The following is a 26,080-nucleotide window of genomic DNA, read 5'->3' as shown; positions in this document are numbered from 1 at the left end:
ATGCGAGGACCATTCCGACCGGGAGCACCCCGCGGCGGTCGCGACCCGCGTGGCATCGGTGGCCCGTCCGACGCGGTGCGGCTCGCGCGAGCACGCGGCGAGGTGCTCGTCGAGTTCTACACGCGACCCGGCTGCCACCTGTGCGACGACGCGCGTGCGACGGTCACGGCGACGACCGAGCGCACGGGGGCACGCGTCGTCGAGATCGACATCACGAGCGACGAGGGCCTCGTGCGCAGATTCGGCGAGGACGTGCCCGTCGTGTTCGTCGACGGCAGGCCGCACGCGAAATGGTTCGTCGACGGGGCGAAGCTCGAGGCCGACATCGAACGTGCGCGATCCCCGCGGCGACGCGACCGCGACCACGAATGACGACGTGCCCCACGACCGAGGTCGCGGGGCACGTCGTTCGACGAGGCGTCGGCGCTACGGCGTGAGCCGGTTCGGGCCACGGAACAGGAACGTCACCTCGCGCAGCGTCGACTGGTGCAGCATGAGCATGAGCACGCGTGCGAGACCCATGCCGAAGCCACCGTGCGGCGGGGCGCCGTAGCGGAAGAAGTCGAGGTAGAACTCGAGCTCCTCGAGATCCATGCCCTTCTCGAGTGCCTGCGCCTCGATCCGCTCGACGCGGTGCTCGCGCTGCGCGCCGGTCGTGATCTCGACACCGTTCCAGATGAGGTCGTACGACTTCGTGAGGGTCGGGTCGTCGTCGTGGCGCATGTGGTAGAACGGCCGGATCGACGCCGGGTAGTCGGTGACGAACACGAACTCGTGCCCGTACGTCTCCTTCACGTACGCAGCGATCTGCCGCTCGCCCTCCGGGTCGAGATCGAGGTCGGCGCGATCGATGTGGTGGCCGCGCTCCTCCACGATGCGGCGTGCCTCGAGCAGCGGGATGCGGGGGAACGGGAGCTCCGGAACCGTGATCTCGACGTCGAACAGCTCGCGGATCTCGTCACCGTGCTTGTCCTTGACGGCCTGCAGCCCCGCGCGGAGGAGCTCCTCCTGCATGCGCATGACGTCCTCGTGCGAGTCGATCCACGAGATCTCGGCGTCGACGCCCGTGAACTCGGTCGCGTGCCGCGACGTGAACGACGGGTCGGCGCGGAAGACGGGGCCGACCTCGAAGACCTTGCCGAAGCCGGCCGTCTGCGCCATCTGCTTGAAGAACTGCGGCGACTGCGCGAGATACGCGGGACGGTCGAAGTAGTCGACCTTGAAGAGCTCCGCCTTCGACTCCGACGCCGAGGCCATGAGCTTCGGCGTGAAGATCTCGATGTAGTCGCGCTCCACCCAGTACGTGCGCAGCGCGTGCAGGAACGTCGTCTGGACGCGGAAGAGGAGGTTGTTGCGCGGCTGACGCAGGTCGAGGAAGCGCCAGTCGAGGCGCTTGTCGATCGAGGTGTCGTCGGCGATCGGCGTCTCGGCGATCGCCTCCGTCTCGACGACGAGCTCGTCGATACGCACCTCGAGGCCGCCGAGCTTCACGCGCTCGTCGTGCTTGAGCTGACCGTGCACGGTCAGGAACGAACCCTGCGCGAGGCCCGAGATCGCGTCCGAGATGCCCTCCCGGCCCTCCGAGCGCGGATTCACGAGCTGAACCGCACCCGACTCGTCGCGCAACACGACGAACTGGACCTTCTTCTGGTCGCGGACGGTATCGACCCACCCCTGCACGGTCACGGGACCATCGGCGAGGGCGGGCAGGGCGGAGACGAGGGAACGTTCGGTCACGGCCCCAGGGTAACGCTCCCGCGGCACGGACGCCCGACAGGCGGACGCCGTGGCGCCGCGCGACGACGACGGTGCGCGCGGCGAGCGGGCCGGTTCGCCATCGACTTCGATGCTCCGTAGAATCACGCCCATGGTGGCAGAGCGCGTGCACCTCGTCCGACACGGTGAGGTCGACAACCCGAACGGGCTGCTCTACGGGCGGCTCCCCGGGTTCGAGCTGTCCGACCGCGGGCACCGCATGGCGAAACTCGCGGCCGACGACCTCCACGCCCGCAACGTGCCTGCGAGCCGCCTCGTCGTCTCGCCGCTCGTGCGCACGCGACAGTCCGCACAACCGATCGCCGACGCGTTCGGCATCGAGCCCGTGACCGACGATCGCGTCATCGAGCCGTGGAACCGCTTCGAGGGGCGACGCATGCACGGTCGCTATTCGGCGCTCCGGCAGCCCACCAACTGGCGGTTCCTCTGGAACCCGCTCAGGCCGAGCTGGGGCGAGCCGTACACGCACGTGCGCGACCGCGTGCGCGCCGCGATGGTCGACGCCGTCGAGGCCGCGCCGGGCGGCGATGTTATCGTTGTGTCGCACCAACTGCCCATCTGGGTCACCCACCTGGCGGTCGTGCACAAGCCGCTCGCGCACCGGCCCGATCAGCGTCGCTGCACGCTCTCGAGCATCACGACGCTCGCCTACGACCCGGCCGTCGGGTTCAGGGAGATCGACTACCGCGAGCCGGCCGCCGAGGAGGCGTCCGACGCGACAGACCAGGGAGCCGTGTGACGACAGCAGGGCCAGCGCGAGGGGGCCGCCGCGCCGCGCGAGTCGCGGCGATCCTCGCGATCGCCACGATCGGCCTCACCGGTTGCGCGGGCGACACGTGGGCGGAACAGGTCGGCAGCGACCCGGGGCAGGGCGTCACGGCCGAGGACGGCTCGTGGAGCGAGTTCCCCGTCGAATCCCGCAAGGCCCCCGTCGTCTTCACCGGTGAGGTCGAGGACGGCACGACCGTGTCGTCCGAGTCGCTCGCCGGCACCGTCACGGTCGTCAACTTCTGGTACGCCGCCTGCCCGCCCTGCCGTCTCGAAGCGCCGGGCCTCGAGACGATGTGGCAGGAGTACGAGCCGCAGGGCGTGCAGTTCCTCGGCGTCAACATCTACGACCAGGCGCCGACGATCGAATCGTTCAACCAGTCGTTCGGCATCACCTACCCGTCGATCCTCGACGTCGAGGACGCGAGCGTCCGCCTCGCGTTCGCCGACAACGTGCCACCGCAGGCCATCCCCTCGACGCTCGTGCTCGACCGCAGCGGGCGGGTCGCCGCGGTCGTGCTCGGCCCGATCGATCCGTCGATCCTCGGGCCGATGATCGACCGCGTCGTGGCGGAGGAAGACGCATGACGCTCGCGCTCGACGCGGGGGACGTCATCATGAGCGGGCAGTTGCTGCTCGCCCTCCCGCTCGCCGTGCTCGCGGGCCTCGTCTCGTTCGCGTCACCCTGCGTGCTGCCCGTCGTGCCGGGCTACCTCGGGCTCGTCGGCGCGACCTCGCGGTCGCGCACCGAATCCGGTCGGCTCGAGACCGCGCAGGCCGACGCGGGCACCACGACGACGCGGCTCGGGCCGAAGACCCGCGTCGCCCTCGGCGCGACGCTGTTCGTCATCGGCTTCTCGGTCGTCTACGTCGTCGCGGGTGCGGCGTTCGGACAGATGGGCCAGTGGCTGCTCGCGTCGCAGGGCACCATCATGCGCGTGCTCGGCGTCGTCGTGTTCCTCATGGGGCTCGTGTTCGTCGGGCAGGTGAGCTTCATGCAGCGACAGTGGAAGCCCCTGCGATCACAGGCCGGCCTGCTCGCGGCCCCGCTCCTCGGTGTCGCCTTCGGCGTCGGGTGGGTGCCGTGCATCGGCCCGACGCTCATCGCGATCCAGGCGCTCAGCTTCCAATCCGCCTCACCCGGTCGCGGCGCGCTCCTCGGCTTCGCGTACTGCATCGGACTCGGCATCCCGTTCATCCTGCTCGCACTCGGCTTCGGCGCCGCGACGACCGGCGCCGACTGGCTCCGCCGGCACATCCGCGCGATCAACCTGGCCGGTGGGGCCCTCCTCATGCTCATCGGCCTGCTCATGGTGTTCGGCGTGTGGCAGCAGTTCGTGTCCGTCGTCGGATCGATCCTCCCCGGCTATGTCGCGCCCATCTGATCACGTCGACGCGGGGCGGATCGGGTTCGAGCAGCGCGATCGCAAACCCGCGCGCACCTCCGGGCCCGTGGGGCCGCTCGGCCGCATCGTCGGGTTCCTGCGCGCCATGTGGCGACAGCTCACGAGCATGCGCGTCGCGCTCCTGCTGCTTCTGCTGCTCGCCGTCGCCGCAGTGCCGGGCTCGCTCGTCCCGCAGCGCTCGAGCGACCCCAACGGCGTCACCCAGTACTTCGCGACCGAACCCGAACTCGCGCCCGTGCTCGACAAGCTGCAGATGTTCGACGTCTACGGCTCGGTCTGGTTCACCGCGATCTACCTGCTGCTGTTCGTGTCCCTCGTCGGCTGCATCATCCCGCGCATCTCCCACCACTGGAAGGCACTGCGCACCCCGCCACCGACGACACCGGCTCGCCTCGAGCGGCTCGACGCGTACTCCACCCTCCGACTCGACCACATCGCCGCCGAGCACCGCGGCGAGGTGATCGCGCAGGCCAAGGCCCTCCTCGACAAACGCGGCTACCGCACCGTGCTCGTCGACAAGGGCACACGCGGACTGTCCGTCTCCGCCGAACGCGGCTACCTGCGCGAGACCGGCAACCTCGTGTTCCATATCGCGATGCTCGGCATCATCATCGCCGTCGGCATCGGCGGCGGCTTCTCGTGGCAGGCGCAACGCGTCGTCGTCGAAGGGCAGACCTTCGTCAACGATCTCGTCAGCTACTCGTCCTTCACGCCCGGCCGCTTCTTCTCGCCCGAGCAGCTGACGCCCTACGCGATGCGACTCGACTCGTTCGACATCACCTACGAGTCGACCAACCCCAACGCGATCGGGCAGCCGACCGACTTCGCGGCGAACGTCACCGTCATCGACCCCGACGGGACGACCGCGAACGACACCGTGCGCGTCAACGCGCCCCTGCGGTACGACGACACGAACGTGTACCTGCTCGGAAACGGCTACGCCCCGCAGATCACGGTGCGGGACCCGAACGGCGCGGTCGTGTTCGAGGACAACGTGCCGTTCCTCCCGCAGGACAACAACCTCACGAGCCTCGGTGTCGTGAAGGTGCCCGACGGGCTCCAACAGCAGCTCGGCATGATCGGCTTCTTCTACCCGAGCGCGGTCGAACTCGACTCGGGCGCCTACTCGTCCGACCACCCGGACCTGCGCGATCCGCTCCTCACGCTCAACGTCTACGAGGGCGACCTCGGCATCGACGACGGTGTGCCCAGGAGCGTCTACTCGCTCGAGACGGAGACGCTCACGCAACTCGCGGGCGGCGACACGGGCACCCGCGCACTCCAGCTCCGGCCCGGCGAGACCGTCGAGCTCCCCGGCGGCCGCGGCACCGTGACCCTCGGCGACATCCCCCGATTCGCCTCGTTCGACGTCCACCACGATCCGACGCAGCTGCCCGTGCTCACCTGCGCGATCCTCATCGTGGCGGGGCTCCTCGTTGCACTGCTCGTGCCGCGCCGACGCATGTGGGTCAAGGCGATCCCACAGCCCGACGGCACCCTGCTCGTCGAATACGCCGGCCTCAACCGCGGCGAGGACCCGCAACTCGCGGTCGCCGTGAACGAACTGCTCGACGCACATTCGGAAGGCCTCGTAGGCTACCTCGAAGACCCACCACCCCCGCAGACGAACGAAGGCACGACGTGAGCGACCCAACCAGTCTGACCGAGACCCTGTCGACGTGGTCGAACACGCTCCTGTACGTCGCGATGGCCGCGTACGCGATCTCCTTCATCTTCTTCGCGATGGACCTCGCGGGCCGCTCGGCCCGGATCGGCGCACCACGAGCGGCCGGATCCGCGGTCGGCGCGACGAAGCGCACGCTCGTCGGGGCCCGGGCCACCGCGGGAACGGCGAGCGACGGCCACGCGACCGGCGCCGACATCCCGGACCCGACCGCGGACGCCGACGCGACGACCGCCACCGGACGAAAACTCGCATCGACGCGCGCGACCGTCGAGGACGGCTGGCGCGACACACGTGCGACGCCGTCGCTCCGCATCGCGATGTGGATCATGGGCCTCGGCTTCGCCGTCCACCTCGCCGCGGCGATCCTGCGCGGCATCGCGGCCGGACGCGTGCCCTGGTCGAACATGTACGAGTTCTCGATGACGTTCACGCTGCTCATCGTGCTCGTGTTCTTCGCCGTCCAGTTCTGGACCGACGTGCGCTTCCTCGGAACCTTCATCACGGGCTTCGCGGTGCTTTGGCTCAACCTCACGACGCTCGGGTTCTACGTCGACGTCGTCCCGCTCGCGCCCGCCCTCCAATCGGCGTGGCTCGTCATCCACGTCTTCATCGCCTCGCTCGCGACCGGATGCCTCGCCCTCGGATTCGGTCTCAGCGTCTTCCAGCTGCTCCAGACGCGACGCGCCGCGAACGCGCGAGCCGGGCGCGTCTCGAAGATCCGCTTCCTGCAGGCGCTCCCCGACACCGATCGGCTCGAGAACCTCGCGTACCGGATCAACGTCGTCGGCTTCATCCTGTGGACCTTCACGCTCATCTGCGGCGCGATCTGGGCCGAGCAGGCGTGGGGACGCTACTGGGGTTGGGACACGAAGGAGGTTTGGACGTTCATCATCTGGGTCGTCTACGCCGGGTACATCCACGCGCGTGCGACGCGCGGCTGGCGCGGGACGCCCTCCGCATGGCTCTCGATCGTCGGCTTCCTGACCGTGCTGTTCAACTTCGGCATCGTCAACGTCTTCTTCAAGGGGCTGCACGCGTACTCCGGGCTCTGAGGTCCTTCGGCGGACGCGCCGTCACGCACGCGACGGTGCATCACCCACGGTGATGCACCGTTTCGTGTTCCGACATTTGCGTCGATGACCGGGTGCCCCTTGACTCGGAGCACCGGCCGCGGGACACGTCGGCCGCGGACTGCGGAGGAGCGGGCATGACGGGAACGGACGAGTTCGACTACGTCGTCGTGGGCGGCGGGACCGCGGGGTGCGTCCTCGCGAACCGATTGAGCGCGGACCCCGCGGTGCGCGTCCTCCTCCTCGAGTGGGGGCCGGACGACGCCGACGAACCGCGCGCGCAATCACTGCGCCGCTGGGCGGACATGCTCGAGGGCGAATACGACCTCGACTATCGCAGCGTCGAGAACGTGCGCGGCAACTCGGGCATCAGGCAGTCCCGCGCGCGCATCATCGGCGGCTGCTCGACGTGCAACACGATGATCGCGTGGAAGCCGCTGCGCAGCGATCTCGACGAGTGGGTCGCGCTCGGCGCCGTGGGCTGGACCCCCGAAGCGCTCGAACCCGCATGGGAGCGGCTGTCGGCGCCCATCGCACCCGTCGGTGCCGGCGACCGCAACCCGCACGTCGTCGACGTCGTCGAGGCGGCGTCGAAGGCACTCGGCCTGCCCGTCGTCGACGACTGGAACCGCCGGGGGATCAGCGAGGGCGCCGGTTTCTTCGACGTGGGCTACGACCCGGCCACGAACCAGCGCTCGAGCGCGTCGCACAGCTACCTGCACCCCGTCGAGGACCGGCCGAACCTCGTCGTCCGCACGGAGCGGCGCGCGGTCGGGCTCGTCGTCGAAAACGGCCGATGCACGGGTGTCCGGACGGTCGACGCCGGTGGTGCAGCGCACCTGGACCGGGCGCGCGCCGAGGTGATCGTGGCGTGCGGCGCGATCGACACGCCGCGACTGCTGCAGCTCTCGGGCATCGGCCCCCGCGACGTCCTCGAGGCGGCGGGTGTTCCCGTCGTCGTCGACTCACCGGGGGTCGGTCGGAACCTGCAGGACCACGCCGAGGGCATGGTCGTGTTCGAGATCGCCGACGACATCGACCCGACGGTGTGCGCGAGCGGTTGGGACGGTGGCTACGTCGTCCGCGTCGAGGAGGGGCGCGGCCCCGACGTGTCGACTCACGCCCCCGTCGAAGCGTGGACCGCGCAACTCGAGGCCGCAGGCATCGAGTTGCCCGAGCGGCTCTTCGCGCTCGCGCCGAACGTCGCGAAGCCCGCGAGCCGCGGCCGCGTGTGGATCACCTCGGCCGATCCCGACGTCGCGCCCTCGATCGACTACGGCTCGTTCACCGACCCCGACGGGCACGACGAGCGCATGCTCGTGGAAGGCGTCCGGCTGGCCCGCCGCGTCGCCGCGGCACCACCCCTCGCCGCCCGTGTCGTGCGCGAGGTGTTCCCCGGGCCGGGCGTCACGAGCGACGAGGACGTGTCCGCCGCCGAACGGGCCGTCCACAACACCGTCTACCACGTGTCCTGCACCGCCCGGATGGGCGCGGACGGTGACCCGGAGGCCGTCCTCGACGAACGTCTGCGGGTCCGCGGGGTCGCCGGGCTGCGCGTCGCCGACGCCTCGGCGTTCCCGACCCTGACGGCACTCAACCCCGTCATCACGATCATGGTGCTCGCCGAGCGCGCGGCCGAGCTCGTCCTCGAGGACGCCGCGGCGACGCGCTCGGTGGACGCGAGCGATTGAGCTTCATCACCTTACCCGCGGCCGTCCTCGAGCGGGGGACGGCCGCACGGGCGCGTTCCCGCACCGGGCGGCGGCCGAATCGGCTGCATCACGGGACGTGATGCAGCGCATCGCGAACGACTGTTGGACCGATCGGCTCCGGATCCAGGACGCTGACGGGGTGGCCGCGACGTGGCGGTCCCCCAGGACCACGAGGAGCTCCGCATGAACGTACCTGTCGCCCAGGTGCCTCGCATCGAGGACAAGACCATCCAACCGATCCCGCTCAACGAGCGGCACGGCAAAGCGCGCGACCTGTTCACCATCTGGTTCGGCTCGAACATCATGGTGCTGACGGTCGTGACGGGCGCGCTGTCGTCGACCGTCTTCGGCCTCGACGTCGTGACGGGCGTCATCGCGCTCCTCGTCGGCAATCTGCTCGGCGGCGTCTTCATGGCGCTGCACTCGGCTCAGGGGCCCAAGCTGGGCGTCCCGCAGATGGTGCAGACCCGCGGCCAGTTCGGGTCGTTCGGCGCGCTCCTCGTCGTCGCCGTCGTCGTCATCATGTACATCGGCTTCTTCGCCGCCAACCTCGTCCTGGGCGGCCAGGCCGTCAACGTCGTCGCACCCGTCGTGCCCGTCGACTGGGGCATCGTGCTCGTCGGCATCGTCAGTGTCGCCGCCGCGGCATTCGGGTACCGCCTCATCCACGCCTACACGCGCATCATGTCGATCGTCTCCGGCATCGCCCTCGCGGTCGCGTTCATCACGATCATCGCCGCCGGACTTCCCGCGAACCTGCTGTCGACGGGTTCGTTCAACCTGGCCGGCTTCATGGGGGCCGTCTCGGTCGCCGCGCTGTGGCAGATCGCCTACGCGCCCTACGTGTCGGACTACTCGCGCTACCTGCCCGAGGACACGGGCCCCCGCACGGCCTTCTGGGTGTCGTACGCGGGATGCATCCTCGGCTCGTACCTGCCCATGGTCCTGGGCACGCTCGTCGGCGGCATCCTCGTGGCACTCGGCCAGTCCGGGGACGACATCGTCGGTGGTCTGGGGCAGCTCCTCGGGCCGATGGCCGTGCCGATCATCGCCGTGTTCTCGATCGGCGTCGCGGGCACCAACTCGATGAACCTCTATTGCGGTGTCCTGTCGGTCCTGACGATCGGGCAGACGTTCGTCCCGTCATGGAATCCGCGAGCGATCACGCGCGCCGTCGTCGCGGCGATCATCTTCGGGCTGTCGCTCGTCCTGGCGCTCGTCGGGCGCGACGACTTCCTCGCCCACTACTCGAACTTCCTCGCGCTGCTCTTGTACGTGCTCGTGCCGTGGACGGCGATCAACCTCGTCGACTACTACCTGCTGCACAAGGGCGACTACCGCGTCGACGACTTCTTCCGCCGCGACGGTGGCGTGTACGGCCGCTTCAATTGGATCGCGATCGCCTGCTATCTGCTCGGCGCGGTCATCCAGGTGCCGTTCATGGTGACGACGCTCTACGAGGGGCCCATCGGTGCCGCGCTCGGTATCGACATCTCGTGGATCGTCGGGCTCGCCGTGATCTCGCCGCTCTACTTCGTGCTCGCCCGCGCCTTCTCACGGCGCGGCCGTGGCACGACCGACCTGACACCGGCGCAGCCCGTCACAACCGCCTGACGCCGCCGCCCCGGACGCCCGCACGCTCACGCGCCGTGCGGGCGTCCGGCGTGCGCGTCGAGCACCCTGCATCAGCCGGCCAGATGCGCTTCATGTGCAACGACTATTCGCCTGATGGGGCCGGTTCGCGCATGGTGGAAGTCGTTCCGCCTCGACGTCGAGGCACCGAGAGGAGGACCCATGTCCGATCGTGACGACGAGATGGCCACCGAGCCCCGCGTCCCACACGCCCCGGACCGCAAGACACTCCGCAAGAGCGTCGTCGCGGGCTCGATCGGCGTGCTCGTCCACTGGTTCGACTGGGCCGTCTACGCCTACATGGCCGGCACGATCGCCCACGTGTTCTTCCCGCAGGAAGACGCGACCGCCAGCCTGCTGTCCGTCTTCGGCGTCTTCGCAATCTCGTTCTTCGTCCGCCCGCTCGGCGCCGTCATATTCGGCCACCTCGGCGACCGCATGGGGCGCAAGAAGACCCTCTCGATCGTCATCCTCGCGATGGCCGCCTCGACTCTGATGCTCGGCCTCCTGCCCGGCTACGGAACCATCGGGATCCTCGCCCCGATCCTGCTCGTCATCGCGCGCATCGTGCAGGGCCTCGCAGCGGGTGGTGAGTTCGGCTCGGCCGCGGCCTTCCTCGCCGAGTACTCGCCGCCCAAGCGCCGCGGCTTCGGGGTGTCGTGGCTCGAGTTCGGCAGCCTCCTCGGCTTCCTCCTCGCGTCGTTCGCCGTCTTCCTGCTGAACGTTTCGATGCCCGCCGAGCAGATCGCCGACTGGGGTTGGCGCATACCGTTCCTCATCACGGTGCCCATGGGCCTCATCGGCCTCTACATCCGCTCCAAGATCGAGGACACCCCCGAGTTCGAGGAGCTGCAGGAGCTCGAGAACGTCCCGCAGAGCCCGCTCCGCGAGGTCTTCCGCGACAACTGGCGACAGCTGCTCCAGACGTGCGGCATGGAGATCTTCATGAACGTCACGTTCTACGTCGTGCTCGTCTACCTCCTGACCTACCAGGAGACGGTCGTGGGGATCAGTGCGGACCAGGCGGCTCTCCTCTCGACGCTCGCATCGGCACTCGGGCTCGTGATCGTCCCGCTCGCGGGCATCGCGTCCGACCGCTGGGGCCGCAAGCCCGTCCTCATGACGGCCGCGATCGCACTGACGGTGCTGTCCGTGCCGCTCTTCATGATCATGCAGTCCGGAGCCCCCTCGGCGACGTTCGTGTCGACGCTCGGGCTCGCCCTCATCCTCGCGATCATCCTCGGCACGCACGCCGTCACGGTCGCCGAGCTGTTCCCGACGCGCACGCGCCAATCGGGCCTGTCGATCGCGTACGCCGTCACCGCCGCGCTGTTCGCGGGCACGGCGCCCTACGTCATCACGTGGCTCATCGACGCGACGGGTCACGACCTGGTCCCGGGCTGGTTCCTGATGGTCGTCGGCGTCGTCGGCATCGTGACCGTCGCATCGCTCCCCGAGACGCGTGGCATCGATCTGTTCAAGGAGGAAGACCGCACGGGAGCGCCCGTACGCGGCTGACCCCGTTGCGACGAACGTGCCCGCACGGCGATCCGTGCGGGCACGTTCGTCGTGCGGCCTGTCCCGGGTGTCAGTCCGAGGCCGGCGTGTCGAGATCGTCCAGCCGCGCGGCCCGCACGAGGTTGGGAACGGTGCCGACGGCCTGGCCCAGCTCGACGGCCAAGGTGTGACACGAGCGGATGAACGCGGCACCCTTGCGCGTGAGCGGTTCGCTCGAGCGGATCATGAACCCGACGTGCAGCGAGGGGAGGTCCGGTTCGAGGGCGAGCGTGCGGGTCTCGTAGCCGTCGTACGTGAAGTCGTGCCGAGGGCGCTGGTTCAACAGTGTGTAACCGTGGCCTCGGGCGACCATGGCGCGCACGGCCTCGTAGTTCTCGAGGCGGTGGACGGGCTCGGTGGAGGCCCCGGCAGCTTCGAGTGTGCGGCGGAAGTACTGGGCGCTGCCCGCCATGTCGAGCAGGATGAGCGGAGTCGACTCCGACAGCTCGCCCAGACGGACGCGCCCGCGCGCCGCGAGCGGGTGATCGACCGACACGACCGCGTAGGGCGGGGCCGTGGCGATGGGCACGAAATCGAGTTGCGGGTGGGTCGTCAGGTCGTAGGCCAGGACGACCTCGAGCTCACGGTCGAGCAGGCGACGCGCGATCTCGTCATCGCGGACCTCACGGATCTTGGTGTGCAGATCGGGGTAGCGCTCGCGCAGGTCGTTCATGGCCGAGGGCATCCAGAACGGGACGAGGGTGGGGAAGCAGCCGACCTCGTACGACCCCGCCATCCGGCTCGGGTCGATCGCGAGATTCGCCTCCTCGAGCGCCTGCAGGACGCCGCGAACCTCCGCGAGATACGTGACGCCCTCGGCCGTCAACGACAGGCCCTTCGCCCGATGCCGGACGAAGAGCGCGGTCCCGAGCGTGCGCTCGAGGTTGCCGATCGACGTCGAGATCGCCGACTGCGCGACGAACAGGCTCACCGCCGCCTTGCTCATGGAACGTAGCTCGGCGGAACGGACGAAGTAGCGCAGCTGGGTGAACGTGATCTCGGGCGTGCGCGAGCCGCCCGGCGCGACGGCATCGTCGCCCGCATCACCCGAGTCGATTCGGAGCATGCCGTGGAGTCTACGGAGTCGAGGCGTATCGCTTCTCGTGATGCGAGTCGTGCCACGACTCTATTTGCCTCATGCGCGGGGATCACTGAGACTCGAAGGGACCCGCAACGGGTCCGATCCAGCACCGACGTGCACCGGTGGACGAACACCGGACGACGAACTTCACCGACGGGGGCATCCGATGACGGAGCACACGCGTATCCGACCGTTCAACACCAAGGAGACCTACCCGGAACAGAACCTCGACAACGACCTCTGCCAGGCCGTCGTCGCAGGCGGCGTCGTCTACGTTCGTGGCCAGATCGGACAGGACCTCGACACGCGCGAGAGCGTCGGCATCGGTGACGTCGAGGCGCAGACCGAGCGAGCGATGGCGAACGTCGACATGTTGCTGCGCGAGGCCGGTTCGAAGCTCGAGGACATCGTGAAGGTCGTCGTCTATCTCACCGACATCCGGTACCGCGAGACGGTCTACCGGACGATGGGGACCTGGCTCAAGGGCGTCTACCCCGTTTCCACAGGCCTCGTCGTCGAGGCACTCGCCCGCCCCGAGTGGCTCGTCGAGATCGACGTCACGGCCGTCATCAGCGATGCGTCGCGCGCCGCCGGACTGAGCGAGGCGACGGTATGACCTTCTCGCTCGCCGCACGCGATCCGCAGACCGGCGCGTTCGGCATGATCATCTCCTCGTCGAGCCCGGCTGTCGCCTCGCGGTGCGTGAACCTCCGCCCCGGTGTCGGCGCGGCCGCATCGCAGAACGTGACGAACCCCGCGCTCGGGCCGGCCGTCCTCGACCGGCTCGCGGCCGGGCGGACGGCACACGAAGCGATCGATGCCGTGATCGAGACGGAATCCCACCCCGAGTTCAGGCAGTTGACCGCCGTCGACGCCGACGGAAGGACACGCGTGTTCTCCGGTGATCGCGCACTCGGCATCGTGGCGGCACGTGCCGTGGAGAACGCCGTCGCGGCCGGCAACATGCTCGCCTCGGAAGCCGTGATCGACGCATACCTCGACGGCTACCTCGCGAGCACCGCCGCCACGTTCGAGGAACGACTGCTCGAAGGCTTCGCCGCTGCGCTTGCCGCAGGTGGTGAAGCGGGCCCCGTCCGCTCAGCAGGCATCGCTGTCGTGGAAGACGTGCCATGGCGCGTGACCGATCTGCGCGTCGACGACCACGACGACCCGGGCGCGGAGCTGGCGCGACTCGTCGCCCTCTGGTTGCCGCAGAAGGCCGACTACCGGACACGTGGGATCGATCCGACGGCGGCACCCTCCTACGGAGTGCCCGGCGATGAGTGACCGGCGGACTGCCGGTGCGCACGACGCAGCCGAACTGAAGAGGCAGATCGTCACCCGGGTGGACGAAATGGCCGACGAGCTCGTAGGAATCAGTCATGCGCTGCACGCCGACCCGGAAATCCGATGGCAGGAGCACCACTCCGCGGAGCTGTTGACGGGAGCCTTGGAGGCCTCCGGCTTTCGCGTGGAGCGCGGAGCCGGTGGGCTCGACACCGCCTTCGTGGCCGGCGCCGGATCCGGTTCACGTCGGGTTGCGTTCATCGCTGAATACGATGCGCTCGAGGGGCTCGGGCACGCGTGCGGCCACAACATCATCGCAGCGAGCGGCGTCGGCGCCGGTATCGCGCTCGCGAGCATCGCCGATGACCTCGACGCCACCGTGCAGGTCATTGGCACTCCCGCCGAGGAGGGCGGTGGCGGCAAGATCCACATGATCGACGCAGGCGTCTTCGACGGGGTGGAGATCGCGATGATGATCCATCCCGGTCCCGCAGATGCGGCGTACGCGCGACCGTTCGCCGTTGCCCACTTCGATGTGTCGTATGAGGGTTTCGCCGCGCACGCAGCGGCCTATCCGTCCCTCGGACGCAATGCCGCGGACGCATTCACGATCGCACAGGTTGCGATCGGACTCCTTCGTCAACAGCTTCCGTCGAGTGTGCGCGTGCACGGCATCGTCCGCGAGGCGGGAACCGCGCCGAACGCCATCCCCGAGACATCGCACGGCTCGTGGTACGTGCGAGCCTCGTCACTCGAGGAACTCGAGACGGTGTTCCAGAAGGTTCGCCGCTGCTTCGAGGCCGGCGCGCTCGCGGCGGACTGCGAATTGACGATCACGGAGACCTCGCCCCGGTACTCCGAGTTCCGCAACGACGACGCACTCGTCCGGGCCTTTGCGGCGAACGCCGCCGCGCGGGGCATCGACCTCGACCTGGAGGAGGCGCGTGCCGGGGGGATGAACACGGCATCGACCGACATGGGGAACGTCTCGCAGATCGTGCGGGCGATTCACCCCTATCTGTCGATCGATTCGTTGCCGGCCGTCAACCACCAGGCCGCATTCGCGGATGCGAGCGCTACGCCGCGCGCCGATCGGACTGTCATCGACGGTGCCACGCTCCTCGCGCAGACGGCGGTCGACGCACTCGTCACAGAGCGCTAGGTCGACTCGACGAGGCGGAGCCTCCTGCCTCCGGGCGTTCTCTACCGGACGCCTGTCAGTCCGACGCCGCGATGCGTCGGGGGCGTGGGCCCGGCGGCTCGGGGATATCCGTGAGGACTCGTCCCGTCGGGCTCGTCCAGTGCAGGACGCCTGGTTGGTTCGAGTCGTGCCGCGGTGTCCAGCGGGTTCGGTGCTTGAGCGTGTGGTGTCGACGGCAGAGTGCCGCGAGATTGGTCGACGTGGTGTCGCCGCCGTGTTGCCAGTCGGTCGTGTGATCGATGTCGCAGTTCCTGACGGGTGTGCGGCAGCCGGGGAACCGGCAGTGCGCGTCTCGGACGGTCAGGTGCTCGCGAATGGCCTTCGTCGGGCGATAGGTGTCGGTGGCCCATGCCACACCGCTTGTCGGGTCCGTGAGCACTCGAGTGAAGGAGCGGGCCCCGGCCAGGAGGGTCGCTGCATCGCTTACGGCGATCGGGATGCGCCCGTCGATGAGTGCGACGCGTTCTTCAGGTGTCGAGTCCGTCGTGCTGCCGGGGTCGGTGCCGTCGAGGAGGGGGCGAGCGGGCACGGTGACGTAGACGTGGCCGACGATTCGCGGCGCAGTACCGTGCTGCCCAACCTGCACGTCGCTTCCGGTCAGCGAGGCGCCGAGCAGCAGATCGGTGAGCAGGTCCGCCTCGCGTTGGGGGATCGTGCGTGACTCGTCGTCGCCCCGCGAGGCGTGCGCGAGTCGCCCGAGTCGGTCGTAGATCGCGTATCCCTCGACGGCGGGCAGCGTCGCGGAGAGCTGGCACATGCCGTCGGTGAGCTCGCAGATGCGGATCCGCCGCTCGTCGCGGGCGTGTTCGTGGCGTTCCGCGAACGGCACGGTCGCGTGCCGCTCTGCCTCTCGCTTCGCGAACGCTCGGGTGCGGGCGGGGGAGGCGGTCTCGGCGTACTCGAGCACGACGCGTTCGTATTCGGCCCGCGCGTCCGGGTCGGTGACGGGCGTGCCTGCTCGGCGCAGTTCATCGGCGTGTTGTTGTGAGACGCGTCCTGTGGCGAGCGCCGTGTGGGTGGCGGCGTAGTCGGTGACGAGTTCGTGCGAGGCGTCAAGCCGATGGACCATGCCGCGGTCGGTCTGCACGAGGCTGGCGGCGAGTTCGGCCGCTGCTTCGCGGAGGAGCCACTCGACGGCGCGTGGTTCCTCCGGGTGAACGATTCGGGCCTCGCTCATCGCTCGCTCGCGCAGGACGTTCTCGATGCGCGCGCTCGCTGCCGCGCCGGCGGACTGGAGATCCTGGAGGGTGCGGGCGAGATCCGTGAGCAGCTCGAGGGCGTCGAGGTACGTGGCGGCCTCTGAGGCCTCGGCGACATGCTCGGTTCGACCCGCGAGTGCCGTCGAGCACGACCGCACCTCGTCGGTGAGGGCCCGGCAGGCGAGCGCGAGGGCCGTGGCCGGGTCCGCGGAGGCCTCGCGGTCGTCGTGGGACATGACACGAGTTCAGCGGGTGCTCGACGATGTGTGCTCGTCCGCGCGCGGGGCTGTGGAGGAACGACACCGCGGCCGCCTGTGGACGCATCGTGCGCGATGCGCATGACGACGCCCCGGATCCTCCGAACTCGTGGGGATCCGGGGCGTCGTCATGCCGTTCAGACGCGCGTGGGTGCCGCTTCCGTCGCGGTGTCGGCGGGCGATCGGTAGGCATCGTAGCCGCGTTGGATCGAGATCTGGTCGGCCACGTACTTCGCGTCGTGCCAGACGCCCCAGATGAAGCTCGAGCCGCGACGCGACTGCCAGGGGAGGCCGAGGAAGTAGACGCCGGGTTCGGCGGCGACGCCGCGCTGGTGGCGCGGCTTGCCCTGCGCGTCGACCGCGCCCTCGGGGAGCCAGCCGAAGTCGACGGCGAAACCGGTCGCCCACACGATCGAGCGGATCCCGGCGTCGCGGAGGTCGAGTTCGAGGACGGGGTCGGTCATGCACTCGGGGTCGGGCAGCAGATCCCGCGCGCTCGGCTCTTCGGGGAGGTCGAGGCCGTTTCGTTCGATGTGGGCGTCTGCTTCGTCGAGGAGGGCGAAGAGGTTGGCGTCGCCGTTCCGGATGTTCGTGGCGAGGTCGGTGCCGAAGCGCATGACGCCGTCCTGGAAGGCGTTCGCTCGCCCGACGAGTTGGATGCCCCCCGCTGCGAGTTCGCGGAAGTCGACCGTGTGGCCGCCGTTCGCGCCGCTGACGGCAATCGTGACGTGTTCGGCGCCCGCGGCGGGGGTCGTCATGTCCCACTTGCCGAGCACACCGAGCCACCAGCAGAAGTCGCGCCCACGGTAGGCCCGTGGCGGTCGGTCGTGCGGTCCGACTGCGAGGTGCACCTGTCGGCCCGACTTCTGGATCTCGTCGGCGATCTGCACGCCGGACGATCCGGCGCCGACGACGAGCACGCCGCCCTCGGGCAGTTGTTGCGGGTTGTGGTAGTCGACCGAGTGGATCTGCGGGATGCCGGCGCTCTCGGGGACGAGTGCGGGAATGATGGGACGTTGGAACGGTCCGGTGGCGGCGACGACGAAGCGCGCGTGGCCGGGCCCGTCCGAGGTCGTCACGTCGAATCCGGGGCGTCCCTCGGAACGGCGCACCCCGGTGACCTCGACGCCCGTGCGGATGGGGGCGTCGAACTGTTCGGCGTAGGCGGCGAGGTAGTCGGCGACCTGGTCCTTGGTCGCGAAGGCGTCGGGCGCGGTGTCGCCGAACTCGCGGTTGGGGAACCGGTCGTGCCAGGCCGGCCCGTTGGCGACGAGCGAGTCCCAGCGCCAGGAGCGCCACCGCTCGGCGACGCGGTCGCGTTCCAGTACCAGGTGGGCGATTCCGGCGCGGGTCAGGTGCTCGCTCATCGCGATGCCCGCCTGGCCCGCGCCGACGACGAGGACCTCGGTTTCCTGAATGGGCATGTCGACCTCCACTCCGCCAGGCCGTGTGCCTGCGTTCGATGCTCTTCGGGCCCGGGCGGCTGGGACGACGCCACGTCGTCGGGGCCGTCACCGTCCGGGTTGTCCTCAAGCAAACCTCAGGTGCGTAGCATCATGCCAATACACGTTCGCGGAGCGCTGGATCATCTCGTTGGATGCGCTCGATGCGGGCGCATCGCATGTCGTCATGGGACTCGGGACGGTCCCCACGCTCCGATCCCGTGCGTGGAAGCACGCGCGTGACACGTCTCGTCGCGCCACGACCGGCACGCGCGCGGCGACGCTCGGGGCCGGGCCCCGCCGCGCGACTCAGGCGGCCCTGACGGGCACGGGCGCGGCCTGCGAGTGGCTCGGCCGCGTGATCGGCGTCGCGCGGGATTCGAGCGCGTAGCGGCGGCACTCGTCGATGACGGCGCGCGCCTTGCGGCTGAGGCCGCGGTCGCCGAGGTGCGCGATGCCGATGCACAGGTCGGGGAGATCGTCGGTGAGCTCGAGGCTCCGCACGCCGAGTCCGTTGTAGGCGAGGTCGTGCTGCGGTGCCTGGTTGAGCAGCGAGAAGCCGTGGCCGCGCGCGACCATGGCGCGCACGGCCTCGTAGTTCCCGAACCGGTGTGTGACGGCGGGGGCGGCCCCGACGCTCGCGAGCGTCTCGAGGAAGTACTCGCCGGTACTCGGGAGGTCGAGCAGGATGAACGGATCGCGGCTGAGTTCGGCGAGCGAGACGGCGTCGGCGTTCGCGAGCGGGTGGTGTTCCGCGACGATCGCGTGCAGCGGTGCCGTCGCGACGGGCGTGAAGTCGACGCCGGCCGGGACGGCGTAGTCGTAGGTGAGCACGAACTCGAGTTCGCGGTCGTGCAGTACGGCGTCGATGTCGTGGGGACGCACTTCGACGACGCGTGCCTGCAGCTGGGGGTGCCGGATCGTGAGGCCGTCGCACACGCTCGGCATCCAGAACGGCACGAGGGTCGGGAAGCAGCCGACGACGTATTGTCCGCGAAGGGCGTCGGGGCGGATCACGTCGGTCGCGTCCTCGAGATCGAGGAGGATCGCGCGGGCTCGGCGGAAGAATTCGGCACCCTCGCGCGTGAGGGTCGTGCCCTTCGAGCGGTGCCGGACGAGCAGTTGCACGCCGAGGGACCGTTCGAGGTTGCCGACGGAGGTCGAGATCGCCGACTGGGCGACGAAGAGGGATTCCGCCGCGCGGCTCATGCTCTGCAGTTCGGCGGTGCGCACGAAGTAGCGGAGCTGGTTCAGCGAGATGTCGGTGATCTGCATTGGCATATGCAGATCATCGACGGTATCTGTTTCACCGATGTGAATCGTGTTTCGTCCACGTGAACCGGCGTGTGTCGATCGAACGGATCGCGACCGAACGGGATGCGACCCAACGGGATGCGATCGAACGGGATGCGACTGAACGGCACGTCGTCGGACACGACGGAACCGAACGAGGGGCGGGATCATCGGATCCCGCCCCCTCGCGCGTCGCGGGCGTCGGTGCCTCGTGCCTCAACCCTGCTCGACCCCGTAGCGGCGGGGCCGCTCGCTCGCGCAGCAGTGCCCCTCGGAGGAGCTCCACTCGGGGACGTCGAGCGTCGGGTTCCGGTCGAAGAATCCGTTGGGCTTGAGCTGGAACCGGTACTGGTCGACGGGCATGATCGGGAAGTCCTCGGGGCGCGGCAGGTGCGTCGGCCCGAAGGTGTGCCAGACGACGAGGTCCTCGCCGTCGACGGATTCGCCGTCGGCGACGTAGGCGGAGAGACCCGCCCCGCCGGCGTGCTGGTTCGGGTACTTGCCCGCGGGCCAGCGTTCCTCGTCGTGGAAGCGCGTCACCCACGTGTGGTGGTGGGTGAAGCTCGCGCGTGCCCACACGGCCGAGGCGGGGTCGGCGAGCATCGTCGGCCAGCCTTCGCCGATGAGTTCGTAGCCGGTCGGGCGCCCGAGGGCGTTCGTGCGGTCGGTGGACACGATCTGCCACGTGCGGCGCAGCTCGGGGGCGGCGTCGAGGCCGCCCTCGGTCTCGACGCGCGTGCGTTCCCACGTGAACGCGTTGCCGTAGGGGTTGCGTTCGCCCATCGGGATGCGCTGCACGTCGATCTGGTCGACCGCGTTGCGTTCGCCGTCGATCTCGAGGTCCATGCGGGCGCAGAACAGGTGCTGGTGCACGGGTGCGAACAGTCCGGGCGCGATCTCGAGTCGGTGCGGCTCGTCGGTTCCGGGGATGCCGGAGCCGTTGAAGACGAGTCCGGTCGCCTTGGCCTCGACCTCGATCGTGCCGTCGAGGTAGAGGTGCCAGTAGAAGCCATAGTCGTAGTTGCCGATCGTCGCGATGAACGAGATCACGAGGCGCCGCTGGCGGCGCACGTCGGTGCCGTAGCCGAACTCGGTGTGCTTCCAGAGGATCGAGGCGTCCTCCTCGTGCATGCAGATCGCCTGCGGGATGCGCAGCGGGTTGCCGTTGTCGTCGTGGCTCATGCCGTCGAAGTAGTGGATGACGCCGAGGCAGTCGCAGCCGAGGGCGAGCGTGTTCGCGCTGCGGCCGAGGTAGTACTCGCCGGCGTCGAAGTAGCTGATCCAGTACCGGTTCGCGGACGTGTCGCCGTAGGGGACGAGCATCTCGGCGATCGAGCCGCGGTACATGATGGGGCGCACGCGTTCACCGTCGTCCCAACCGAGCTCGTGGATGACGAGACCTTCGCGCGCGTTGAAGCCGACGCGGAAGCGCCAGTTCTCCCACGACACGGCGCCGTCCTCGACCGTGAAGCTGGGGCCTTCGGGCTGGGTGATCTCGATGGGCTTGAGCGTCGTCCGGGCGGGGCCGACCGCGTCGGTGTCGTAGCGTCCGGATCCGGCGGCGACGGGCACGTCGCCCTCGTCGCGCACGCTGATGACGCGCCGTTCCGTGAGGTCGATCGTGACGAGCAGGCCCTCGACCGGGTGGGCCCATGCGACGTCGTCGGGGTGGTCGCGGAGGAAGGTGAGCGAGCGGATGATGCGTCGCCCGACCTCGTCCTCGTAGCCGAAGTTGCCGGGCGCGAGCGGCGAGCAGAAGACCTGGTCGATGCGGTCGCCGAGTCCGCGGCGCTCCATCGCGGCGATCCAGCGCGGGTCGGCGGTCGCGATCTCCTGCGCGAGCTCGTACTCCTCCTGGAGGTAGGCTGGCTGCCCGTAGGGTGCGGTCGTCGTCGCGAGCTCGCGGGTCGCCGCGACGCGTCGCGCGTCGAGGTCGACGTCGATCTCGACGGAGCGTCCCGTCGAGACGTCGAGCACGACGAATTCGGCGACACGATGCATGGGGGCGCCCGGTGTCCAGGCGCGCACGACGTCCTTGGGCGGTTCGATCGGCATGACCGACGGGAACCGGCTGTGCTCGCTCAGCAGGCCGGCGTCGGCGATCACGGCCCGTCCGCGCGCGATCTCGTCGGCCGTGAGCGGTGCGAGCGGGTGGTCGGCCTCGTCGAGGTGCGTGACGCGCTTGCCGGTGGTGTGTGGTGTGGTGGTGGTCATCGACTGCTCCTTCGAGTCGTCCGGTCAGCCGTGCTGGAACCAGGTGGTCTTGAGTCCGACGTAGTTGTCGAGCGCGTGCGCCGAGAGGTCGCGGCCGAAGCCCGACTCGCGGAATCCGCCGAACGGCGTCGTGAGGCCGAGGGCGTCGACCGTGTTGACCGACACGGTGCCGGCCACGAGGCGTGACGAGACGCGGTGCGCGCGGGCGAGGCTGCCGGTCCAGACGGACGCGGCGAGCCCGTAGCGGGTGTCGTTCGCGCGTGCGATCGCCTCGTCCTCGCCGTCGAACGGCAGCACGACGGCGACGGGGCCGAACAGTTCCTCGACGACGAGCGGGTGGTCGTCGTCGATGCCCGTGACCGCGGTCGGCGTGTAGAACGCGTCGGATCCGCCGATGCTCGGCCGTTCGCCGCCGAACGCGATCCGGCCCGCACCGCGCGTCGTCACGGCACGCTCGATCGCGTCGGCGTGTGCCGCGTTCACGAGCGCGCCCGTCCCGCTCGTCTCGTCGAGCGGGTCGCCGGGCAGGTAGTCCCGCGCGGCCGACTCGAACGCGGCGAGGAAGTCGTCGAACACGGCGCGCTCGACGTAGATGCGCGAGTTCGCCGAGCACACCTCGCCCTGGTTGTAGTAGGCGCCGAACGCGGCCTTTCGCGCCGCGAGCTCGAGGTCGTCGACGTCGGCGAACACGAGGTTCGCGCTCTTGCCGCCCGCCTCGAGGCTCAGCCGCTTCATGTTCGATTCGCCTGCCGCGACGAGCAGGCCCTTCGCGACGGCGGTCGAGCCCGTGAAGGTGAGGCAGTCGACGTCGGCGTGCCGTGCGAGCCGGTCGCCGACGACGCGGCCGGAGCCGGTCACGACCTGCAGGGCCCCGGTCGGGAGTCCGGCCTCGAACGCGAGCTCGGCGAGCCGGAGGGCGCTGAGGGAGGATTCCATCGCGGGCTTGAGGACGACGCTGTTCCCGGCCGCGAGCGCGGGGGCGATCTTCCACGTCGCGATCTCCATGGGATAGTTCCACGGCACGATCGCGGCGACGACGCCGAGCGGTGCGCGGGAGACGATCGCGGTCGAGCCCGCGGGCGTCGCGGGCACCTCGTCGGCGAGCTTGTCGCACAGCTCGCCGTACCAACGGATCGTCGCCGCGGCACCGGGGGCGTCGATCGTGCGGGACTCGCGGATCGGCTTGCCCATGTCGAGCGTCTCGAGGAGGGCGAGTTCCTCCGCGTGGGCGTCCACGAGGGCGGCCCACGCGGTGAGCACGGCACCGCGCTCGGCGGCACCGATGCGAGACCACTCGCCGCGCTCGAACGAGGCGCGCGCGATCGTGACCGCCTCGTCGACGTCGGCGGTCGTGCCGGTCGCGATGCGGGCGAACTCGCTCGCGGTCGCGGGGTTCACGCTCGCCGTGGTGCCACCGTCGGCGGCGTCGCGGCGGTGGCCGTCGATCAGCAGACGTCCGTCGGGGTGCAGGAGCGCGGCGCGCTCGGTCCAGGTGGTGTCGGTCATCGGGTGGGCTCCGTCGTCGAGGCGGTCGTCGTGGTCTCGTCGGCCCGGCGCGCGCCGGGGAACAGTCGGGTGAGGAGGAGGTAGAGGCCGGCCGAGACGACGAATCCGACGACCCAGGCGATGTCGACCATGCCGAGCGACTCCGCGAACACGCCCTGGATGGGCGCGACCATGAACGGCACCTGCACGACGAGGCCCACGGCGTAGGTGGCGAGGCCGACGGCGTTCCAGCCGCCGTAGACGCCCTTCGGGTCGTAGAGCGCCTCGAGGTCGTAGCTGCCCTTGCGGATGATGAAGTAGTCGACGAGGTTGATCGCGGACCACGGGATGAGCACGTAGAGCAGGAGCGTCACGAACGCCTGGAACATGCTCATGAAGTCGCTCTCGCCGAACAGCGCGCCCGCGGTCGCGATGATGCCGCACACGACGGTCGTCACGATGCGGGTGCGGGTCGTCATGGGGCGTTTCGGGGCCGACGACTGGACGGCCGTGAGCGCGCACATGACGCCGGAGTACAGCTCGGCGGCGTTGATCATCGCGGCGCTGAACGCGAAGGCGAGCAGGATCACGATCCCGACGGCGCCGAGGTGCGATTGGAGGGCGCCGAGCGGGTCGGTGGGGTCGGCTGCGCCGAGGAGCACGCCGAGGATCATGACGACGACGCTCGAGAGCACGAGCCCGCCGTAGGTGGCGACGAACGCGCTGCGCGGGCCGGTCGAGCTCGGCAGGTAGCGCGAGTAGTCCGACACGTAGGGCGCGTAGGCGAGCTGCCACACGATGCCGATCGCGAGCATGCCGAAGAAGCCTTCGACGGTGAAGCCGCGCTCGGCCGAGGTCGCCGTGAAGTGGCTCTGCGCATTCTAGGTGGGGGTGAGGGGGTCAAGTCCGCCGGCGATCAGGAGCATGCGGAGCCGGTAGTTGTCGTAGTTGGTGAAGCCGCGGGCGATCCGGCGGGCGAGTTCGATGAGCCCATTCACGGCCTCGGTGCCGCCGTTGGATGAGCGTCCTGTCGCCCAGTAGGCCAGGAACGCGGCTCGCCACTGGGTGAGGGTGCGGCCGAGGCGGGCGATTTCGGGGATCGGGCAGGACGGGAACGATTCGAGAACCTTCTCGGCGATCTTGTGCCCTTCGACCAGGTTGGGGTGCCGGTAGGCGTCGCGGAGCTGCTGGGCGGCGTGCCAGGCGACTTCAACTTCAACGTGCTCCTCCCTCGTCGCGAACGCCGCGTCGAGCCGGGACCGCTGCCTGTCGGTGAGGCGCTCCCGTCCGGCGCGGAGGATGTTGCGGATCCCGTAGAGCGGATCTCCCTTGCAGCCGCGATGGCCGAGGGTGTCTTGCTGGACGCGGCGACGGACGTCATCAACCGCGGCGGTGCCGAGCTTGACGACGTGGAACGCGTCCAGCACCGCGGTCGCGTCGTCGAGTTCGTCGTCGAGGGCCTTCTTGTAGCCGGCGAACGGGTCAAGAGCTGCGATCTTCACCCCGGCACGGAACTGTTCGTCCCGCTCCTTGATCCAGTCTGCGTACGCCTTCGAGGATCGACCTGGCACCAGGTCCAGCAGTCGCGCCCGCACGCGTCCCGTGGCGTCTCGGGTCAGGTCGACCATCCCGGTCAGCTCCTTCGGACCGCGCCCGCCGTCGGCGACGGGCTTCGTGGACACGTGATGCCACAGGTGCTCGTCCACGCCGAGCACTTCTACGCCATCGAACCGGCCAGGGTCCTGCTCGCGGCGCTGCAACTCGGCCTCCACGTGCGTCCAGACCGTGCGCCACGCGACGCGCAGCTGCCGAGCGACACCGCGCACTGACGCGTTCTCGCGGCGCATCTGCGCCACCGCCCACGCCACCGCGCGAGCCGTCAGCGCTTTGTTGGCCGCCGCGACGGTCGGGTTCTGCTCCGTGAATGAGCGCACCCCGCACCCGTCCTGGCGACACCGCCAGCGGCGCTTGCGCCACCGGACCCGAACCGGAGTCCCGCCCATCGGGGCGTCCGTCAGAACGAGCACCTTCCGTCCCGCCGACTCCGCGACCACTCCGCACTCAGGGCAGCCGACCGGACCCGGCGGCGACTCGGCATCGATCACGAGCACGCCATCGCCGCGACGCTCGACCCCGGCCACCCGGAGCCCGTCGAGTCCGACGAGCAGGTCGCAGCGATCACAGTAGACAGCAGAACATGGGCGCGCGGCGGCGCAGCGCGTAGCATCAGGCACGGGTCGAGGTCTCCGGACGAACAGGTTGCTTGGTCGCTACCGATCCTCCGGGCCTCGACCCACCTCACCCCGTCACGCCACGCCCGAGCGCCTCACCCCACCCAGAATGCGCAGAGCCCGTGAAGTCGGTGTTGAGCAGCATGCCGACCATCGCGACCGCGACGGAGATCGCGATGATCGTCGAGAGGATCGCCATCGCCTTCTGCAGCAGGTCGTAGCCGACGATCGCGATGACGATGCCGACGGCCGCGAACACGACGATCACGAGCGTCGGGTTCAGCTCGGGGAACACGGCGAGCAGGCTGTCCTTCGCGACGACGAGGATGCTCGCGAAGAAGCCGAGGAACATGAGCAGGGCGATCACGGCGAGGATCGAGCCGCCGTAGTAGCCGAACTGGGCGCGTGCCTGCAGCATCTGGGGGATCCCGAGGTGCGGCCCCTGCGACGCGTGCAGGGCCGAGCCGAGCGCGCCGATGAGGTTGCCGGTGAGGATCGCGACGATGCTCCAGCCGATCGAGAGTCCGAACGCGCTCGACGCGATCGCGCCGGTCACGACGGTGAGCGGCAGCATGTTGATGCCGACCCAGATGCCGAACAGCGACTTCGTCGTCCCGTTCCTGGCGTGTTCGGGGATGGGCAGGATGTGGTGGTGTTCGAATTGGACGGCCGGTTTCGTCGCCGCCGAGGTGATGTCGGACATGTCGCCTCCAGAGATCTTCGCCGGACGACGACACCGATGGCGGCGATGCGGCGAAACGAGTTGCTTCGACGTTAGGCAG

The 26,080-nt window shown here is 69.5% G+C and carries 22 protein-coding genes; 12 read left to right on the top strand and 10 right to left on the bottom strand.

Features of this window, described 5'->3' with window-relative positions; translation table 11 throughout:
* Entirely contained in the window at positions 1–372 is a 372-nt protein-coding gene (locus HNR16_RS13465; RefSeq protein WP_158041056.1) for a glutaredoxin family protein, read from the top strand.
* A 54-nt stretch (positions 373–426) separates the two neighbouring features.
* Here HNR16_RS13465 and aspS read toward each other — a convergent pair whose 3' ends face one another.
* Positions 427–1,737, bottom strand: coding sequence for an aspartate--tRNA(Asn) ligase (gene aspS, locus HNR16_RS13460; protein ID WP_158041057.1), 1,311 nt, complete (start codon positions 1,735–1,737; stop codon positions 427–429).
* Positions 1,738–1,867: 130 nt separating this feature from the next.
* Between aspS and HNR16_RS13455 the strand changes: the two genes are divergently transcribed.
* From HNR16_RS13455 to HNR16_RS13420, 8 genes are all read left to right on the top strand, one after another.
* Positions 1,868–2,515, top strand: coding sequence for a histidine phosphatase family protein (locus HNR16_RS13455; protein ID WP_158041058.1), 648 nt, complete (start codon positions 1,868–1,870; stop codon positions 2,513–2,515).
* The gene (locus HNR16_RS13450) at positions 2,512–3,132 is read left to right on the top strand and encodes a TlpA family protein disulfide reductase (protein ID WP_218868763.1); all 621 of its coding nucleotides are present in this window, start codon (positions 2,512–2,514) and stop codon (positions 3,130–3,132) included. Before HNR16_RS13455 ends, HNR16_RS13450 begins: the two co-directional genes overlap by 4 nt.
* The gene (locus tag HNR16_RS13445; RefSeq protein WP_158041059.1) at positions 3,129–3,929 is read left to right on the top strand and encodes a cytochrome c biogenesis CcdA family protein; all 801 of its coding nucleotides are present in this window, start codon (positions 3,129–3,131) and stop codon (positions 3,927–3,929) included. Before HNR16_RS13450 ends, HNR16_RS13445 begins: the two co-directional genes overlap by 4 nt.
* On the top strand, positions 3,913–5,595 hold the full coding sequence (resB, locus tag HNR16_RS13440) for a cytochrome c biogenesis protein ResB (protein ID WP_158041060.1): 1,683 nt from the start codon (positions 3,913–3,915) through the stop codon (positions 5,593–5,595). The genes HNR16_RS13445 and resB overlap by 17 nt, the downstream gene beginning before the upstream one ends.
* Positions 5,596–5,657: 62 nt before the next feature.
* On the top strand, positions 5,658–6,689 hold the full coding sequence (gene ccsB, locus HNR16_RS13435; protein WP_158041081.1) for a c-type cytochrome biogenesis protein CcsB: 1,032 nt from the start codon (positions 5,658–5,660) through the stop codon (positions 6,687–6,689).
* A 155-nt stretch (positions 6,690–6,844) separates the two neighbouring features.
* Positions 6,845–8,398, top strand: coding sequence for a GMC family oxidoreductase (locus HNR16_RS13430; protein WP_158041061.1), 1,554 nt, complete (start codon positions 6,845–6,847; stop codon positions 8,396–8,398).
* A gap of 204 nt (positions 8,399–8,602) precedes the next feature.
* Complete coding sequence (locus tag HNR16_RS13425; protein WP_158041062.1) at positions 8,603–10,033, top strand: purine-cytosine permease family protein; 1,431 nt, start codon at positions 8,603–8,605, stop codon at positions 10,031–10,033.
* A gap of 180 nt (positions 10,034–10,213) precedes the next feature.
* Complete coding sequence (locus HNR16_RS13420; RefSeq protein WP_225737909.1) at positions 10,214–11,569, top strand: MFS transporter; 1,356 nt, start codon at positions 10,214–10,216, stop codon at positions 11,567–11,569.
* Between the two features lie 70 nt (positions 11,570–11,639).
* Here the strand turns inward: HNR16_RS13420 and HNR16_RS13415 are convergent, their stop codons facing one another.
* Positions 11,640–12,674 (bottom strand): LysR family transcriptional regulator, encoded by a 1,035-nt coding sequence (locus HNR16_RS13415; protein WP_158041063.1) that lies wholly within the window; start codon positions 12,672–12,674, stop codon positions 11,640–11,642.
* A 181-nt stretch (positions 12,675–12,855) separates the two neighbouring features.
* On the opposite strand from HNR16_RS13415, the gene HNR16_RS13410 reads away from it, so the two are divergent.
* From HNR16_RS13410 to HNR16_RS13400, 3 genes are all read left to right on the top strand, one after another.
* Positions 12,856–13,305: a RidA family protein gene (locus HNR16_RS13410; RefSeq protein ID WP_158041064.1), complete on the top strand. Its 450-nt coding sequence runs from the start codon at positions 12,856–12,858 to the stop codon at positions 13,303–13,305.
* Entirely contained in the window at positions 13,302–13,976 is a 675-nt protein-coding gene (locus tag HNR16_RS13405) for a DUF1028 domain-containing protein (RefSeq protein WP_158041065.1), read from the top strand. Before HNR16_RS13410 ends, HNR16_RS13405 begins: the two co-directional genes overlap by 4 nt.
* Before the next feature lie 67 nt (positions 13,977–14,043).
* The gene (locus HNR16_RS13400) at positions 14,044–15,138 is read left to right on the top strand and encodes a M20 family metallopeptidase (RefSeq protein WP_218868448.1); all 1,095 of its coding nucleotides are present in this window, start codon (positions 14,044–14,046) and stop codon (positions 15,136–15,138) included.
* A gap of 55 nt (positions 15,139–15,193) precedes the next feature.
* Here HNR16_RS13400 and HNR16_RS13395 read toward each other — a convergent pair whose 3' ends face one another.
* The 8 genes from HNR16_RS13395 to HNR16_RS13360 form a co-directional block, all read right to left on the bottom strand.
* A complete protein-coding gene (locus HNR16_RS13395; protein ID WP_158041067.1) occupies positions 15,194–16,612 on the bottom strand; it encodes an HNH endonuclease signature motif containing protein in 1,419 nt (472 codons plus the stop codon).
* A gap of 158 nt (positions 16,613–16,770) precedes the next feature.
* On the bottom strand, positions 16,771–18,057 hold the full coding sequence (locus tag HNR16_RS13390; RefSeq protein WP_158041068.1) for a flavin-containing monooxygenase: 1,287 nt from the start codon (positions 18,055–18,057) through the stop codon (positions 16,771–16,773).
* A 327-nt stretch (positions 18,058–18,384) separates the two neighbouring features.
* On the bottom strand, positions 18,385–19,356 hold the full coding sequence (locus HNR16_RS13385) for a LysR family transcriptional regulator (protein WP_179558253.1): 972 nt from the start codon (positions 19,354–19,356) through the stop codon (positions 18,385–18,387).
* A gap of 228 nt (positions 19,357–19,584) precedes the next feature.
* On the bottom strand, positions 19,585–21,582 hold the full coding sequence (locus HNR16_RS13380) for a primary-amine oxidase (RefSeq protein ID WP_158041070.1): 1,998 nt from the start codon (positions 21,580–21,582) through the stop codon (positions 19,585–19,587).
* A gap of 24 nt (positions 21,583–21,606) precedes the next feature.
* Positions 21,607–23,088: an aldehyde dehydrogenase family protein gene (locus tag HNR16_RS13375; protein ID WP_158041071.1), complete on the bottom strand. Its 1,482-nt coding sequence runs from the start codon at positions 23,086–23,088 to the stop codon at positions 21,607–21,609.
* Entirely contained in the window at positions 23,085–23,882 is a 798-nt protein-coding gene (locus HNR16_RS13370; protein ID WP_179558252.1) for a purine-cytosine permease family protein, read from the bottom strand. Before HNR16_RS13370 ends, HNR16_RS13375 begins: the two co-directional genes overlap by 4 nt.
* A gap of 66 nt (positions 23,883–23,948) precedes the next feature.
* Positions 23,949–25,301, bottom strand: coding sequence for an ISL3 family transposase (locus HNR16_RS13365; protein ID WP_179558092.1), 1,353 nt, complete (start codon positions 25,299–25,301; stop codon positions 23,949–23,951).
* A gap of 64 nt (positions 25,302–25,365) precedes the next feature.
* Positions 25,366–26,001, bottom strand: coding sequence for a cytosine permease (locus tag HNR16_RS13360; protein ID WP_158040666.1), 636 nt, complete (start codon positions 25,999–26,001; stop codon positions 25,366–25,368).
* Between the last annotated feature and the right edge of the window lie 79 nt (positions 26,002–26,080).

This window comes from Pseudoclavibacter chungangensis (assembly GCF_013410545.1).
Lineage (GTDB): Bacteria > Actinomycetota > Actinomycetes > Actinomycetales > Microbacteriaceae > Pseudoclavibacter > Pseudoclavibacter chungangensis.
This window is presented reverse-complemented; position numbering and strand designations above follow the sequence as displayed.

Excerpts from the sequence above, each read along its gene's own strand:
- HNR16_RS13465 (WP_158041056.1), top strand. The coding sequence starts at position 1 with ATGCGAGGACCATTCCGACCGGGAGCACCCCGCGGCGGTCGCGACCCG.
- HNR16_RS13455 (WP_158041058.1), top strand. The coding sequence starts at position 1,868 with ATGGTGGCAGAGCGCGTGCACCTCGTCCGACACGGTGAGGTCGACAAC.
- HNR16_RS13445 (WP_158041059.1), top strand. The coding sequence starts at position 3,129 with ATGACGCTCGCGCTCGACGCGGGGGACGTCATCATGAGCGGGCAGTTG.
- resB (WP_158041060.1), top strand. The coding sequence starts at position 3,913 with ATGTCGCGCCCATCTGATCACGTCGACGCGGGGCGGATCGGGTTCGAG.
- ccsB (WP_158041081.1), top strand. The coding sequence starts at position 5,658 with ATGGCCGCGTACGCGATCTCCTTCATCTTCTTCGCGATGGACCTCGCG.
- HNR16_RS13430 (WP_158041061.1), top strand. The coding sequence starts at position 6,845 with ATGACGGGAACGGACGAGTTCGACTACGTCGTCGTGGGCGGCGGGACC.
- HNR16_RS13425 (WP_158041062.1), top strand. The coding sequence starts at position 8,603 with ATGAACGTACCTGTCGCCCAGGTGCCTCGCATCGAGGACAAGACCATC.
- HNR16_RS13420 (WP_225737909.1), top strand. The coding sequence starts at position 10,214 with ATGTCCGATCGTGACGACGAGATGGCCACCGAGCCCCGCGTCCCACAC.
- HNR16_RS13415 (WP_158041063.1), bottom strand. The coding sequence starts at position 12,674 with ATGCTCCGAATCGACTCGGGTGATGCGGGCGACGATGCCGTCGCGCCG.
- HNR16_RS13410 (WP_158041064.1), top strand. The coding sequence starts at position 12,856 with ATGACGGAGCACACGCGTATCCGACCGTTCAACACCAAGGAGACCTAC.
- HNR16_RS13405 (WP_158041065.1), top strand. The coding sequence starts at position 13,302 with ATGACCTTCTCGCTCGCCGCACGCGATCCGCAGACCGGCGCGTTCGGC.
- HNR16_RS13400 (WP_218868448.1), top strand. The coding sequence starts at position 14,044 with ATGGCCGACGAGCTCGTAGGAATCAGTCATGCGCTGCACGCCGACCCG.
- HNR16_RS13395 (WP_158041067.1), bottom strand. The coding sequence starts at position 16,612 with ATGTCCCACGACGACCGCGAGGCCTCCGCGGACCCGGCCACGGCCCTC.
- HNR16_RS13390 (WP_158041068.1), bottom strand. The coding sequence starts at position 18,057 with ATGCCCATTCAGGAAACCGAGGTCCTCGTCGTCGGCGCGGGCCAGGCG.
- HNR16_RS13385 (WP_179558253.1), bottom strand. The coding sequence starts at position 19,356 with ATGCCAATGCAGATCACCGACATCTCGCTGAACCAGCTCCGCTACTTC.
- HNR16_RS13380 (WP_158041070.1), bottom strand. The coding sequence starts at position 21,582 with ATGACCACCACCACACCACACACCACCGGCAAGCGCGTCACGCACCTC.
- HNR16_RS13375 (WP_158041071.1), bottom strand. The coding sequence starts at position 23,088 with ATGACCGACACCACCTGGACCGAGCGCGCCGCGCTCCTGCACCCCGAC.
- HNR16_RS13370 (WP_179558252.1), bottom strand. The coding sequence starts at position 23,882 with ATGCTCGCGATCGGCATCGTGTGGCAGCTCGCCTACGCGCCCTACGTG.
- HNR16_RS13360 (WP_158040666.1), bottom strand. The coding sequence starts at position 26,001 with ATGTCCGACATCACCTCGGCGGCGACGAAACCGGCCGTCCAATTCGAA.